13 protein-coding genes and 3 pseudogenes are annotated in these 14,033 nt (G+C 71.0%); 7 read left to right on the top strand and 9 right to left on the bottom strand.

Going from position 1 to position 14,033, the window contains the following annotated elements:
* Both ABZ656_RS01825 and ABZ656_RS01830 read right to left on the bottom strand, forming a co-directional pair.
* A pseudogene (locus ABZ656_RS01825) lies at positions 1–326 on the bottom strand (hypothetical protein); the annotation flags it as partial.
* Positions 327–506: 180 nt separating this feature from the next.
* Positions 507–920 (bottom strand): LysR substrate-binding domain-containing protein, encoded by a 414-nt coding sequence (locus ABZ656_RS01830; protein ID WP_360263512.1) that lies wholly within the window; start codon positions 918–920, stop codon positions 507–509.
* Positions 921–1,057: 137 nt separating this feature from the next.
* On the opposite strand from ABZ656_RS01830, the gene ABZ656_RS01835 reads away from it, so the two are divergent.
* Both ABZ656_RS01835 and ABZ656_RS01840 read left to right on the top strand, forming a co-directional pair.
* Entirely contained in the window at positions 1,058–2,260 is a 1,203-nt protein-coding gene (locus ABZ656_RS01835) for a CaiB/BaiF CoA-transferase family protein (RefSeq protein ID WP_101401969.1), read from the top strand.
* Positions 2,261–2,322: 62 nt separating this feature from the next.
* On the top strand, positions 2,323–3,489 hold the full coding sequence (locus tag ABZ656_RS01840; RefSeq protein WP_360263516.1) for an acyl-CoA dehydrogenase family protein: 1,167 nt from the start codon (positions 2,323–2,325) through the stop codon (positions 3,487–3,489).
* A 145-nt stretch (positions 3,490–3,634) separates the two neighbouring features.
* Here the strand turns inward: ABZ656_RS01840 and ABZ656_RS01845 are convergent, their stop codons facing one another.
* Both ABZ656_RS01845 and ABZ656_RS01850 read right to left on the bottom strand, forming a co-directional pair.
* Positions 3,635–4,030, bottom strand: a complete 396-nt coding sequence (locus tag ABZ656_RS01845; protein ID WP_360263519.1) for a DinB family protein — start codon at positions 4,028–4,030, stop codon at positions 3,635–3,637.
* Between the two features lie 52 nt (positions 4,031–4,082).
* Positions 4,083–4,664, bottom strand: coding sequence for a dienelactone hydrolase family protein (locus ABZ656_RS01850; RefSeq protein WP_101401966.1), 582 nt, complete (start codon positions 4,662–4,664; stop codon positions 4,083–4,085).
* A 308-nt stretch (positions 4,665–4,972) separates the two neighbouring features.
* Between ABZ656_RS01850 and ABZ656_RS01855 the strand changes: the two are divergent.
* Positions 4,973–5,281 (top strand): annotated as a pseudogene (locus ABZ656_RS01855) (3-oxoacyl-ACP synthase); the annotation flags it as partial.
* 7 nt (positions 5,282–5,288) lie between these two features.
* On the opposite strand, the gene ABZ656_RS01860 reads toward ABZ656_RS01855, so the two are convergent.
* Complete coding sequence (locus tag ABZ656_RS01860) at positions 5,289–5,858, bottom strand: TetR/AcrR family transcriptional regulator (RefSeq protein ID WP_101401965.1); 570 nt, start codon at positions 5,856–5,858, stop codon at positions 5,289–5,291.
* 158 nt (positions 5,859–6,016) lie between these two features.
* On the opposite strand from ABZ656_RS01860, the gene ABZ656_RS01865 reads away from it, so the two are divergent.
* Both ABZ656_RS01865 and ABZ656_RS01870 read left to right on the top strand, forming a co-directional pair.
* Positions 6,017–6,874: a MoxR family ATPase gene (locus tag ABZ656_RS01865; protein ID WP_360263716.1), complete on the top strand. Its 858-nt coding sequence runs from the start codon at positions 6,017–6,019 to the stop codon at positions 6,872–6,874.
* The gene (locus tag ABZ656_RS01870; protein WP_101401964.1) at positions 6,871–8,292 is read left to right on the top strand and encodes a VWA domain-containing protein; all 1,422 of its coding nucleotides are present in this window, start codon (positions 6,871–6,873) and stop codon (positions 8,290–8,292) included. The genes ABZ656_RS01865 and ABZ656_RS01870 overlap by 4 nt, the downstream gene beginning before the upstream one ends.
* A gap of 71 nt (positions 8,293–8,363) precedes the next feature.
* Here ABZ656_RS01870 and ABZ656_RS01875 read toward each other — a convergent pair whose 3' ends face one another.
* Both ABZ656_RS01875 and ABZ656_RS01880 read right to left on the bottom strand, forming a co-directional pair.
* Entirely contained in the window at positions 8,364–9,065 is a 702-nt protein-coding gene (locus ABZ656_RS01875; protein ID WP_075033207.1) for an SDR family oxidoreductase, read from the bottom strand.
* 169 nt (positions 9,066–9,234) lie between these two features.
* Positions 9,235–10,770, bottom strand: a complete 1,536-nt coding sequence (locus ABZ656_RS01880; protein WP_360263526.1) for an MFS transporter — start codon at positions 10,768–10,770, stop codon at positions 9,235–9,237.
* Positions 10,771–10,951: 181 nt separating this feature from the next.
* On the opposite strand from ABZ656_RS01880, the gene ABZ656_RS01885 reads away from it, so the two are divergent.
* Positions 10,952–11,434, top strand: coding sequence for a MarR family transcriptional regulator (locus ABZ656_RS01885; RefSeq protein WP_360263529.1), 483 nt, complete (start codon positions 10,952–10,954; stop codon positions 11,432–11,434).
* 119 nt (positions 11,435–11,553) lie between these two features.
* On the opposite strand, the pseudogene ABZ656_RS01890 reads toward ABZ656_RS01885, so the two are convergent.
* Positions 11,554–11,861, bottom strand: a pseudogene (locus ABZ656_RS01890) (alpha/beta hydrolase fold domain-containing protein); the annotation flags it as partial.
* Positions 11,862–12,426: 565 nt separating this feature from the next.
* Here ABZ656_RS01890 and ABZ656_RS01895 point away from each other — a divergent pair.
* Positions 12,427–13,608, top strand: coding sequence for a glycosyltransferase (locus ABZ656_RS01895; RefSeq protein ID WP_101403911.1), 1,182 nt, complete (start codon positions 12,427–12,429; stop codon positions 13,606–13,608).
* 58 nt (positions 13,609–13,666) lie between these two features.
* Here the strand turns inward: ABZ656_RS01895 and ABZ656_RS01900 are convergent, their stop codons facing one another.
* The gene (locus tag ABZ656_RS01900; RefSeq protein WP_360263532.1) at positions 13,667–13,861 is read right to left on the bottom strand and encodes an antitoxin; all 195 of its coding nucleotides are present in this window, start codon (positions 13,859–13,861) and stop codon (positions 13,667–13,669) included.
* Between the last annotated feature and the right edge of the window lie 172 nt (positions 13,862–14,033).

Below are 14,033 nucleotides of genomic sequence, written 5' to 3' on the forward strand. Positions count from 1 at the left end.
TGCGTGCTCTCGGCGTGCCGGGCACAGGCCCTCGTACTGGACGTACTTGGGTCTGTGCCTGGTGCGGTGAGAGTGCGTGCATGGCGTCGCAGGGCGGACGGGAATTTGACGACAGGGCCTAGGTCCCGCTGGGCCGGCCGGCGCAGGAAGTAGAGCCAGTGCCACAGGGGCGGCAGGGTGTCGCCTGTGGTGGCGACGGGTGCGGGCTCGTCCAGGAGGGCCGACAGCGCGGCGACCGGGGCGGCGGTCAGGTCGTCCGCGTCGGTCACCGCCTCGGGGGCCCACGACTCCACGTAGGACCCGAGCGGGCCTGGGGTGCGCTGCATTCCTCCATCATGTTGGCTGATGAACGAAGTTGGACAATAGAAGGTTCTGATGCCTCTATAGCCCGGCGGTATGAGAGCCCGGTCCGCCCGGTCGGTTTCCCCGGCTCGCTCGGCCTTGTCAGCCTTGTCGGCCCTGTCGGCCCTGTCGGCTCTCCCGGCTCCCCCGCCCCCCCTCGCACCTCACTCCCCCTCGGTCGCCACGCCCTGTGCGTGCAACTGTGCGGCGGGCCATCTGCCCTCGTGTACGGCCGTGCGGACCTGGCGGTTCAGCTCGCGGGCGACGACCTCGACGGCCGTTGGGGTACGCCCCGTCCTCGGCATCCCGAGGACGATCGAGCGCCACACGTCCGGCTCGCTCAGCGGCGCGGCGCTCAGGGTGCCCACGGAGACGTCCTCGGCGATGCCCACGCCCGGCAGGACCGTCCAGCCGTGACCCGCGAGGACGAGCCGCTTCTGTACGCGCATGGAGTTGGTCGCCCGCGTGACGCTGCCGACCTCGGCGACGGTCACGAGCGCCTTGAGCTGCTTCACGTCCACCGCTGCCTCCCGCGCATCCGTGCCGCCGCCCGCGTTCGCAGCTTCGGCGGCGCCCACATCCGTATCCGCGTCCGTATCCGCATCCGGTATGGAGCCATCAGGTCTTGCTATTTCACCGAGGCCTCCATGAGCGACCATGATGGCATCACGGCCGCGTCGCCGCGGTCTCCCGGCCAGCCTCTGGAGGTCGCCCCATGACCGAGCTCTCCGAAGCGCTTCCGCTCTCCGGCATCACCGTCGTCAGTGTCGAGCAGGCGGTGGCGGCACCCTATGCCACCCGTCAGCTGGCCGATCTCGGCGCCCGGGTGATCAAGGTGGAACGCCCGGGAGGCGGCGACTTCGCCCGTCGCTACGACACCACCGTGCACGGCGAGTCCAGCTACTTCGTATGGCTCAACCGCTCCAAGGAGTCCCTGACCCTGGACCTGAAGTCGGCCCGGGGCCGGGACGTCCTGGAGCGACTGCTCGCCGGTGCCGACGTCTTCGTACAGAACCTGGCGCCGGGCGCGGCCACCCGGCTCGGGCTGGACGCCCCGGCGTTGCGGGAGCGGTACCCGTCTCTGATCCCGTGCACCATCTCCGGATACGGGACCAGCGGGCCCTGGGCCGATCGCAAGGCGTACGACCTGCTCGTGCAGTGCCAGACCGGGCTGGTCTCCCTGACCGGGAACGAGCACGGGTCCGCCCGGGCCGGGGTGTCGATCGCCGACATCGCGGCCGGGATGTACGCCTACTCGGGCGTCCTCACCGCCCTGTTCACGCGCGCCACCACGGGAGTCGCCCGCGCGGTGGAGGTCTCGCTGTTCGAGGCGCTGGCGGAGTGGATGGGACAGCCGGCGTACTACACGCGCCACGGCGGCACCCAGCCGCCACGGCTCGGCACCCAGCACGCCACCATCGCCCCGTACGGCGCCTACCCCGCGGCCGACGGCAAGGACGTGCTCTTCTCGATCCAGAACGAGCGCGAATGGGCCGCGCTGTGCGAGCGGTTCCTGGGGCGCCCGGACCTCGTCGACGACCCGCGTTTCGCCACCGGCTCGGACCGCGTGTCCCACCGGGAGGAGCTGAACGCGATCGTGGCCGAGCGGTTCCGCGCACTGGACAGTCAGGAGGCGATGAAGCTGCTGGACGCGGCGGCCATCGCCAACTCCGGTGTGAACACGGTCGAGGAGTTCCTCACCCACCCCGTACTCGAGGAGCGCGACCGCTGGCAGGACGTACGACTGCCCGGGGGCGCGGGGCCGGTGCCCGCGCTGCTGCCGCCCGTCGATCTGACCGGGGTCACTCCCCGTATGGACGCCGTTCCCGCCGTCGGCGAGCACACCGACGCGATCCTGGCCGCGCTGGGACACAGCGCGGCCGACATCGACGCCCTCCGGGCCGATGGCGTCGTCTGAATCCCCGGGCCGGCGGCTTCCTCTCCTCCCCTCCCCGCCCGTCTCCCAAGGAGCGGCACAGCATGAGCACTCTCGACGTCCTGTCCGAGGACGAGCGGCTCGTCGTCGGCACCGTGCACGAATTCGTCGACAAGGACGTCAAGCCGGTCGTCCGGGAACTCGAGCACACCGACACCTACCCCGAAGCCCTGATCGAGCGGATGAAGAAGCTCGGGATCTTCGGACTCGCCGTCCCCGAGGAGTACGGCGGCACACCGGTCTCCACCTCCTGCTATGTGCTCGTCACGGAGGAGCTCGCGCGCGGCTGGATGAGCCTGGCGGGCGCGATGGGCGGCCACACCGTGGTGGCCAAGCTGCTGCTGCACTTCGGCACCGAGGAGCAGAAGCGGCGCTGGCTGCCGCGGCTGGCCACCGGCGAGGTCCGGGCGACGATGGCTCTGACCGAACCCGGCGGCGGGTCCGACCTCCAGGCGATGCGGACTCTCGCCCGCAGGACAGCGGACGGCTATGTGGTCAACGGCTCGAAGACGTGGATCACCAACTCGCGGCGGTCCGGGCTGATCGCCCTGCTGTGCAAGACCGATCCGGACGCCACCCCCGCCCACCGGGGCATGTCCGTCCTCCTCGTCGAGCACGGCCCCGGGCTCACCGTCTCCCGCGACCTGCCGAAGCTCGGCTACAAGGGCGTCGAGAGCTGCGAGCTGTCCTTCGAGGACCACCGCGTGCCGGCCGACGCCGTCCTGGGCGGAGTCGAGGGCGAGGGGTTCGCCCAGATGATGAAGGGGCTGGAGACCGGGCGGCTCCAGGTCGCCGCCCGAGCCCTCGGTGTCGGCCGGGCGGCCCTGGAGGACTCGCTCGCGTACGCACAGGAACGGGAGTCCTTCGGCAAGCCCATCTGGCAGCACCAGTCGATCGGCAACTATCTCGCGGACATGGCCACGTCCCTCTCCGCCGCGCGCCACCTCACCCTGCACGCCGCGCGCGAGGCCGACGCCGGCCGGCGCGTGGGCATGGAGGCGGGCATGGCCAAGCTGTTCGCCTCCGAGACCGCCATGCAGATCGCCCTCAACGCCGTGCGCATCCACGGGGGTTACGGCTACTCGACCGAGTTCGACGTGGAGCGCTACTTCCGGGACGCACCGCTGATGATCGTCGGCGAGGGCACCAACGAGATCCAGCGCAACGTGATCGTGCGCCAGCTCGTCAATCGGGGTGGGCTGGACGCGTGAGCCGGTCCCGCCCCGCCCGCGAGCCGGTCAGGGCCGGCGTCCAGGGCCTGTCCGGCGGATCACGCCGCAGACGCGGGGCTTGGCGCGCCCATCTGCGTCGATGAGGCACCGCCCGTTTCCTGCGACTTGGTCCGCCGGACAGGCCCTAACCCGCCGCCTCCAGCGTCGCCGGGTCACGCACCGCGAAGCGGAGGTGTTCGCACTCCTCGCCCATCACCACCTCCAGGCGGCTGCCGACCGTGCGCGTCTCCTCGGGGTAGCCGGGCGCGGGCGTCTGTGTGCAGGGCCGTTCGAGCTCGGAGTCGGTGAGACCGTCGACCAGACCGCGTATCAGCGCCATGCGGTCGGCGCGCGCCGACATCGCCTCCGCGAACGACGGACGCGCGGACAGGTCGATGCCGAGGACCGCCGCGTCCGCACGCGGATAGGCGGTCCGGGGGACGCCGAACGGGTGGTACGACAGCGGCTCGTCGAGGACCCTGCGACGCGCCCAGGCGCCGGTGACGAAGACGAGGTACGCAGGGTCTCGACGAACGACCACTCGTCGCCGACCACCGGTGCGGACCGTACTGCGCCGCTGCCGTGCGCGGGCCCTACTCGATGCCGTCGAGGAGGACGAGCACGCGCCGGGTGAGCAGGGTGGCGGCGTGCTCGTCGTACGACGGCAGGCTGTTGTCGGCGAACAGGTGCTGCTTGCCGGGGTAGAGGAACAGTTCGGCGGCGTGGGGGGCCGATTCGACGAGGGCGCGGGCCGCGTCGAGGTCGCCCTCGTCGACGAAGTACTCGTCCGCCTCCATGCCGTGGATCTGGACCGGGACCTCCTGCGGCCAGTCGCCGCCGAACTCCGAGGCCGGGACGCAGGAGTGGAACAGCAGCGCGCCCTTCGCGCCGGTCCGGGTCTGGGCGAGGTACTGCGCCGGCAGGACGCCCAGCGAGAAACCGGCGTACACCAGCTCGGCGGGCAGCTCGGCCGCGGCGGCCCGGCCGCGCTCGACGAGGGTGCCGAACCCGATGCCCTGGGCGTGCGCGGCGCCCTCTTCCAGGTTCTCGAAGACCCGCCCTTCGTACAGATCCGGCACGTGGACGGCGTGTCCGGCTCCCCTGAGCGACTCGGCGAAAGCGTGCACGCCGGGCGTCAGTCCGAGCGTGTGGTGGAACAGCAGTACTTCAGCCATGTCGGCCCCCTCCGTCGGTGCGCAGCCCGAGTGACCCCGCGGGACCGAGTATGGACGGGGGCACTGACATCGCCCGGCGGTCACCGCGCACCCACGCCAAACACCTCCTCCGGTGGGCGGGCGTGGTGTTCGGCGGGCGCCCGGAGCAAGGCATTCCGCGCTTCGTCCATCGGATGCGCGGTGCGACGGCGGAGTGCTTCTTTACCGAAGTGCACGCCCCCTGAGCGCACTTGTCCCTGGTGATCCACAACGGGTTAGGTGAGCACCATGCTGCTGACCGGCAGCCGACGCGGGGAGAGGTGGTTGTGATGTCAGCTGCTGTGGTCGGGGGGATCGGCACGTGCCTGCCGGAGCGTGTCGTCAGCAATGACGACCTGGCTGCCCGGCTGGACACCTCGGACGCCTGGATCCGTTCCCGAACCGGCATCGCACGGCGCCGGATCGTGGAGCCGGGCACCAGCACCGGTGATCTCGCGGTGGCCGCCGGACGGGCCGCCCTGGACTCCGCGGGGCACGGCGCCGACTTCGTACTGCTGGCGACGACGACGCCGGACCGCCCCTGTCCGGCGACCACACCCGAGGTGGCGCATCACCTGGGGCTCGGCGAGGTACCGGCGGGCCCGCCTACTTCACCCCGCCCGCATCCAGCAGCGCCGCCACCGTCGTCGTGGTCAGCCCTTCCAGCGTCTCGATCCCGGCACCCGCCCGGGCGCTCGCGCCGTCGAAGACCAGCATCAGCTGCCGGGCGAGAAGCTCGGGATCACGCGCACCACCCAGCTCGGCCTGCGCACGGAACACCTCTTTCATACGCCCCTTCGCACCGCCCGCGACCACCGACGCCGGGTGCCCGGGGTCCTTGAGTTCGACGAGCGCGGCGAGGAACGGGCAGCCGCGGTACTCGGGCCGCACCGAGGCCGCCTCCATCCGCTCGAAGATGCCCAGGATGCGCTCGCGCGGCGTCCCGGCATCCTCCGGATCCGGCGCGAGCTGCTTCTCGTACCGCGGAATCCGCCGTTCCAGGCTGGCCGCCAGGACGTCGTCCTTGCTCTCGAAGAGCTGGTACATCGACCGCTTCGAGACACCGGCCGACCGGCACAGCGCCTCGATGCCGACGGATACGCCCTCGCGGTAGATCAGGTCGGCCGCCGCGTCCAGCAGCCGGTCCCTGGTGGACGCCTTGTCTGTAGTGGCCATAAGGGCAGGTTACAGCGCGGGACGAGATTGGGAAACCGATCGGTCTCCCCGGGTCGCGTGGGCGCAATCACACGTGACACATCGACTGAACAAGCGCTTGGATAGTGGCGATCGGACAGTGTGTCCCACCCCGCCGTGCCGCGCTGGAGGCCCCGTTGCTGTTCACATCCGTCGACGATGTCTCGGCGCGTCTCGCCGAGACCGGCTATCTGCCCTCGCCCGCGGTCGCGACCACGGTCTTCCTGGCCGACCGTCTGGGCAAGCCGCTGCTGGTGGAGGGCCCCGCCGGCGTCGGCAAGACCGAACTCGCCAAGGCCGTCGCCCAGGTGGCCGGGGCGCGACTGGTCCGGCTCCAGTGCTACGAGGGCGTCGACGAGTCCCGGGCGCTGTACGAGTGGAACCACGCCAAGCAGCTGCTGCGCATCAGCGCGGGCCGCGACGAGACGTGGGACGAGGCGCGCACGGACATCTTCAGCGAGGAGTTCCTGCTGGCACGCCCCCTGTTGACCGCCATCCGCGGCGACGATCCCAAGGTGCTGCTGATCGACGAGACCGACAAGGCCGACGTCGAGGTGGAGGGGCTGTTGCTGGAGGTGCTCAGCGACTTCCAGGTCACCGTCCCCGAGCTCGGCACGATCGCCGCGACCAGCCGGCCCTTCGTGGTTCTCACCTCGAACGCGAGCCGTGAGCTGTCGGAGGCGCTGCGCCGCCGCTGCCTCTTCCTCCACATCGGCTTCCCGGACGAGGAGTTGGAGCGTCGCATCGTACGGCTGAAGGTGCCGGGTCTGGACGCGACGCTGACGGAGTCGGTGGTGCGGGTGGTCGGCGCACTGCGCGAGATGGACCTGCGCAAGGTCCCCTCGGTCGCCGAGACGATCGACTGGGCGCGCACCCTGCTCGCGCTCGGGGCCGACACCCTCGACGAGACCGTCGTACGTGACAGCCTCGGCGTGCTCCTCAAGCACCAGGACGACATCCTCAAGGCGGCCGCCAAGCTCGACCTGGACGCCACGTGAACGCGCCGACGGGCGTCGCCGAGCGGCTGACTGGGCTGGTCGGCGCGTTGCGCGCACACGGCGTGCGGATCGGCACCGGCGAGACCGTGGACGCCGCGCAGGCGATGGCGGCGCTCGGCCTGGCCGACCGGGAACTGCTGCGTGAGGGCCTCGCCGCCACGCTGTTGCACGGCACGGGGCAGCGCCGGGTGTTCGACCCCGTCTTCGACCTGTACTTCCCGCGTCTCGTCGGGGCACCGATGCCCGAAGGGCAGGAGAGCGACGCTCCCGCCGCCGACCGGGAGGAGCTGCGCGACCGGCTCGCGGCCGCGCTCGCCGCCGGCGACCGGGAGACGCTGGAGCGGCTGGCGATCGAGGCGGTGGACGGCTTCGGGGGATGGGGGTCCCCCCTGGTCGAGCGAAGTCGAGACCTTGGGGGAGGTTCCTCGCCGGGGTCGGACGGCTGGTCGTCGTACCAGACGCTCGACCGGCTCCGCCCGCAGACGCTGATGGCGCGCGTCCGTGACAGCGTCCGGGCGCGGCAGGACGGCGCGGCGGGGTTCACCGACCGGCTGCTGGAGGACGAGATCCGGCGGCGTATCGAGATGTTCCGCGCGCTGGTCGCCACGGAGGCGCGACGCCGGGTCGCCGAGCGGCGCGGCCGGGACGAGTTGGCGCGGCGGGCGGTGGCCCCGACCGCCGACCGGGTCGACTTCCTGTTCGCGGGGCGGGACCGGCTCGCCGAGCTGCGCAGGACGGTGCAGCCGCTGGCGCGCAAGCTGGCCACCCGGCTCGCCGCACGCCGTCGCCGGGCCGCGCGCGGCACCATCGACCTGCGGCGGACCCTGCGCGGTTCGCTGTCCACGGGCGGGGTGCCGATGCGGCCGGTGCTGCGCAGGCGCCGCCCCGTCCGGCCCGAACTGGTGCTGCTGTGTGATGTGTCGGGCTCGGTGGCGGGCTTCTCGGACTTCACGATGCTGTTGGTGCAGGCGCTGCACGACCAGTTCAGCAAGGTGCGGGTGTTCGCCTTCGTCAACCGGATCGACGAGGTGACCGGCCTGCTCGTGCACGGCGCGGCCGATCCGGAGGGGCTGGGTGCCCGGATCCGCTCCGAGGCGACGCTGACGGGCTGGCACGGCAGCAGCGACTACGGCGTCGCGTTCGGCGAGTTCGCCGAGCGGTACGTCGAGGCGGTGGGGCCGCGCACGACCGTGTTCGTCCTCGGCGACGCCCGTACGAACATGGGCGACCCGAATCTGCCGGCCGTCCGACGGTTCTCCGAACGGGCCCGCCGCGTCTACTGGTTGAACCCCGAGCCGCTCTCCCAGTGGGGTACGGGCGACTCGGCGGCGCCCGAGTACGCCGGGCTCGTCGAGATGCACGAGTGCCGCAACGTAGGGCAGCTCAGCGGGCTGATCGGCCGCCTGCTGCCGGTCTGACCGCCGGGTGGCGGGACGGGACCGGCCTCACCGCGTCCCCGTCTCCCGGCGTCCCCGTGTTCCCGTCTGTCTTACGCGACCAGTTGCGGGTACATCACGCCCAGGTCCTCGGCCAGCTGGGCCTTGACCTGCCGGGTGAGGTCGTCCGCCAGCACCTCGAAGGCGCCGGACTCGATGCCGTCGAGGGCCTGTGCCGCGACGCTCTCGGGCGAGGACTTCGGCGCGTCCACCTTCGCGGCCATGTCGGTGTCGACGTAACCGACATGGAGTCCCGTGACGTCGATGCCGCGCGGCTTCAGGTCGAGTCGCAGGGAGTTGGTCTGCGACCAGAAGGCCGCCTTGGAGGCGCTGTAGGAGCCCAGGAGCCCCACCCACGACAGCACCGAGTGGACGTTGAGGATGTGGCCGCCGCCGTTGCGCTCGATGATCGGCACGAAGGCGCGCGTGACGAGGAGAGGGCCGAAGAAGTTCGTCTCGAACTCACGGCGGACGTCCTCGACGGGCGAGTCCAGGAAGTTCGCGTTCACGGACGCGCCGGCGTTGTTGATCAGGACGGTGACGTCCTGCGCGCGCTCGGCGGCCGCGGCGACGGACGCGGGGTCGCTCACTTCCAGCGCCAGCGGCACCGCGTCGGGGTGCGTGACGGTCCGCGGGTCGCGTGCGGTGGCGTACACCTTCGACGCGCCGCGCTCGTAGAGGGCCTGCACGAGCGCACGGCCGATGCCGCGGCTGCCGCCGGTGACCAGGACGACCGAACCTTCGATGGATGTCATGAGAACTCCCGAAACCACGGGAAACCGATCGGTTTCCCTTCATCGGAAGAGTAAACCGATCGGTTCCCAAGAGCAAGGCGGGAGGCGCGAAGGGGGCAGGTAGGGGCTGGGAGCGGACACGAAAACGGCTCGCCCCGATGGACGGGGCGAGCCGTTGACCGTGTCCGGATCAGGACGTGACGCCTGCCGTCTCCACGACAGCCTCGTCCGCCGCGGCGTCCTCGGTGACGGCATCGTCGTCGGTGGCGGAGGCCTTCGTCTCGACCGTGTACTCCTGGGCCGCCCCCCTGGTCAGACCGACCAGCGCCACGGCCACGATCAGCACGAACGCAACTCCGGCGATCGCGAAGCTCAGCGTGAACTGGCTCTCGGCGGGCAGCGCGGGCGCGCCGGCCGGCAGGTGCTGGATGGTCTTGGACGCCAGCAGCGAGGTGATCACGGCACTGGCGATCGCGCTGCCGACGGAACGGGAGATGGAGTTGAGTCCGTTGGCGATGCCGGTCTGGTGGTGCGGCACGCTCGCCACGATGAGCGCGGGCATGGCCGCGTAGCCGAAGCTGATCGCGACACCGATCAGCAGGCCCGCCAGGATGATCGACGCGGAGGTGTCGTGCGCCAGGGTCAGCCACGCGAAGCCGGCGACACCGAACACGGCGCCCACGGCGAGGGTGAACCGCGCCCCGATCCGCCCGACGAGAATCCCGCCGAACTGTGCGGCGAGCAGCGAGATCAGCGTGGTCGGCAGCAGGTACTCGACGGAGGCGCGCAGCACCGAGGCGCCGAATCCGTAGCCGGTGAGCTCCTTCGGCATCTGCGCCAGGTACGCGACACCGATGAACTGGGAGAACATCGCGAAGCCGAGGAAGAGGCCGGCGAGGTTCGTGAAGAGCACCGGGCGGTGGGCGAACATCCCCATGTCCACCATCGGCGCGCGGACCTTGCGCTCGACCAGGACCCAGACACCCGCCATGACGACCGCGGCGACGAACAGGCCGACGGTGCGGGCGGAGGACCAGCCCCACTCGTGTCCCTGCGAGATCGGCAGCAGGAGCAGGACGAGCAGCGCGGCGAGCGTTCCCGCGCCGAGCCAGTCGGTACGGCCGCCGGCCGTCGAGCGCGAGGAGGGGACGCGCAGGACGACGCCGACCAGGGCGAGGGCCGCGAGCGCCACGGCGAGCCAGAACACCCGGTGGTAGTCGGGGTCCGAGCCCCGTGTGAGCAGTCCGGCCGCCACCAGGGCGAGTCCGCTGCCGACCGCGAGCGTGCCGCTCACCAGCGCCATCGCGCCGTGCAGCTTCGCCGGGGGTATCTCCTCGCGCAGGACCGAGAGGGCGAGCGGGAAGATCGCGGTGGCCGCGCCCTGGAGCACCCGGCCGACGATCAGCCACAGCAGCGAGGTGGTGGTCGCCGCCAGCACCGAACCGGCGATCATCAGCAGCAGAACCCCGATCAGCGTGGGCTTCTTGCCGTGCATGTCGCCGAACCGGCCGAGCAGCGGGGTGAAGACCGCGGCGGACAGCAGGGTCGCGGTGGTGACCCAGCTGACGTTGGCGGTGGTGGTACCGAGGTCGCTCTGGATGATGCTCAGGATCGGTACGACGAGGGTCTGCATCATCGAGACGATCATGGCCGCGAGGCCGAGGACCAGGACGAGTGAGAGGTCGCCGATGGGGCGCCCGGGCGCCACGCGATCTGTGGGTGTCACGGTGTTCTTCCGTTTGGTCAGGGCGTCGGGTTGGTCAGGGCGTCGAGCAGTCACGGAGGGTGATGCCGCGAAACTTGAAGTCCGCAAAGCTGTAGAGCCTGGAAGTTTGAGGTCCTCAAGTAACTCGATAGAGGTAAGCATCGAAGATTGAGGTAGTCAAGTTTCGGGTTACGCTGGGTCCATGTCCGCGACATCTGGAACGAGCCGCTCCACCGAGGCGTCCGACGCCGGACCCCTCGCCGTCTCCAACGTCATGCTTCTCGACACCCTCTGGGCGTCGATGGTCAGCCTCTACGCGGATCTCACCAGCGCCGCCGCCGCGCACGGCCTCACCTACAGCCAGGCCAAGGCGCTCAACGTGCTGCGCCAGGGCCCGGCTCCGATGCGGGCCCTGGCGGGCACACTGCGCTGCGACGCCTCGAACATGACCGGGATCATCGACCGGCTGGAGGCCCGCGGCCTCGTCTACCGCGAGCCCAGCCCCACCGACCGGCGGGTCAAGAACGTCGTCCTCTCGGAGGAGGGGGCGGCGGCCGTGTCGAGCATCCGTGACGGCATGCACGGCACCCACCAGGCCCTCGACTCACTCACCGACGCCGAGCGGTCCACCCTTGAAGGCCTGCTCTCGCGCCTGTTCGTCGCCAAGGACGGCCGGGATTCCTGACCCCCGGACGGGTCAGGCGGTTGTGAGAGCGGCCCGCGGGACGCCGACCGCCTGAGCGGTCCACGAACAGGTCGTGGGTGACGACCTTGACGTCGGGTGGCCGCACGGGCGGCGTGGGTGTCGGCCTCGCCGGTGATGACCAGGGCCGGGGGCAGGCCGCTGAGCTGCTCGGTGACGGCGCGCAGCGGGGACGCGGTGATCTGGGTGCGCTCGGCCTCGTCGGTCTCGTCCTGGTCCCAGAACCACTGCATGCCGTCGCGGCGCAGGAAGTAGCCGGTCGCCGCGCTCCACCGTGTAGTTCTGCTCGATGGCCACGGGACGGCGGGTCTCGGGCGAGAGGTCGAACTCGGGAAAAGACCACGGCGGCCTCGGCGCCGACGGCCGGATCGCGGACCGGGCGGTCGTGGGTGTGGGCGCTGCCGAACACCCGGGCCGCGGATGGGCTCTCCGTCGCCCCGGCCGCACCGTCCGGCCCCGCGTAGAGGGCGATGACGTCACCGCTGCGCACAACGGCGCTCCGGACCGTGCGGGTGACACCGCCGACGTGGTCGCCGCCCGGCCGGAGAAGGCCCGGCCGGGGCGCCGACGGACTTCTCCTTCGCCACGGAGAAGTCCCGCACGAAAGTGGCCGTGGCCGGGATCGGCCGCGTTGACGATCAGCCTCGCCGGACGCCCGCAGCCCGGCGCCCCGGCCGAGGGGTCGGCGGATTGTACGTGTCACGCATCCCCGGGCCAGGAAATTTCTGGCCTGTTTTTTACCAGTCGACCGGTGTGAGAACGGCCGCCGGGCCCACGACCTCCGCCTCTTCATTCGGCTGATCAACCGAACAGTACGCCGTAACCAATCGTGTCCGAATTCGAAACGACGAGTTCACAGGCTCGCAAGTTTCTCCTGTGTCCATAGCGGAGAACCCGCAGATCACAGGGGTTGAAAAGGTTTCCTCCCTTCCTGCGAGACGGGCCAAGAGGTGCGCGTGATGGACGAACTGCGTGTGCTGTCGATCTATGAAGGATTCTTCTCGGGCGGGGCCCGGATCGTGCACAGTGATGTGGTGCTGGGGCTCCACGAGGGTGGCCAGCGGCATGCGGTGCTGAGCGTGAATGGCGAAATGTATCGGGAGGCGACCCGGCAGCGGATGGAGGACGACGTCTGCTACCGGTCACTGACCGCGGCGGGCGTGCCGGTCACCTCGCTGGGCCGCACCCCCGGGGCACCCGGCGGCCCCGAGACCTTCACCGGGCCGGAGCTGGCCGCCACCGCGCGGGCGGTGGCCGCCGCGGACGTCATCCTGTCCCTCAAGGAACAGCCACTGGGCCTGCTCAACCAGGCCGGTCTGCCCCGTCGGCCCGTCGTGGTCTGTCTGCACCGCTCCGACCCCGAGAACCAGGGGGCGGCCCTGGACGAGCTGCGGACGGCGGTCTCCGACGGCCGGATCGCCGCCGGGATCTGTTGCGCCGAGTCGACGCGCGCCGCGTATGCCGCGGCCGGGATCCCGGCCGGCCTGCTGCACGTCATCCCGAACGGCGTGGACCTGCTGCGATTCCGCCCCGACCCGTTCAGACGCGCTCAGCTGCGAACGTCCCTGGGCATCCCGGAGCGTGCGCCCGTGATCGTCTTCGCGGCACGCTACGCCACGATGAAGAACGTTCCGCTGTTCCTCCGGGCGGCCCGGGCCTGGCTGCGCCGACAGCCCGACGGCCACGTCCTGATGTGCGGAGCGGGCATGACGCGGGCCAACGGCTGCCTGCGTGAGGACATCGCCTCCGCGTTCGGCGAGGACGCCCCGCTCGCCGAACGCCTCTCCCTGCTCGGCGTACGGCACGACATGGAGACCGTCTACGCGGCTGCCGACGTGGTGTCGCTGACCTCCTCCAGCGGCGAGGCGGCGCCGCTGTGCCTGATCGAGGGCATGATGTGCGGGGCCGTTCCGGTCGCCACCGATGTCGGCGACAGCGCCTCGATCGTGACCGGGCACGGCTTCCTGACCCCGCCCGATCCCGACACGATCGCCCTGGCCTGGTCCGAGGCGGTGGCACGTGGCGCCGAGTTCGCACCGGCCCTGGCCCTCAGCCGCGAACGGTTCAGCCGCACCCGCATGATCGCCGCGTACGCCGCGCTCATCGAACAGGTGCGCAGCAGGTCGGGCCGGGTGCCTCTCCCGGAACCCTTCTGAGAGAACCCGCCGGGAAGGGGCGCCCCCGGGGCCTGGGACCTGCGTTCGCCGCGCGGGGTCAGGCCTCCTTCTCGCCCAGTTTCTCGACGTACTCCTGCGCCTTGTCCACACCGGTCTCGATCTTGTCGGTGTATTTGCCGTCCGTCTTGTCGTCGACGTCGCCGGCCATCTCCAGTCCGTCGGAGATCGTGTCGCCGTGGGCCTCGGCGAGTTCCTCGGCCTTGTCCTTGAGGTTCTTGAGGTTGTCGAACACGCGTGACTCCTTCTCCGGCGGCACGGCCTGATCACGGGCACGATCCCACCGGGGCTACGGCGGACAACAGGCCCACGGTGCGGCGCCCTTGGGCAGTGGAAGCGCACGGCGCGGATCGGTCCGGCCCGCCGGATCCCGACGCGCCCCCGTGCGCGGAGGCGCCTGCACCCGG

This window comes from Streptomyces sp. NPDC007095 (assembly GCF_040634475.1).
Classification (GTDB): Bacteria; Actinomycetota; Actinomycetes; order Streptomycetales; family Streptomycetaceae; genus Streptomyces.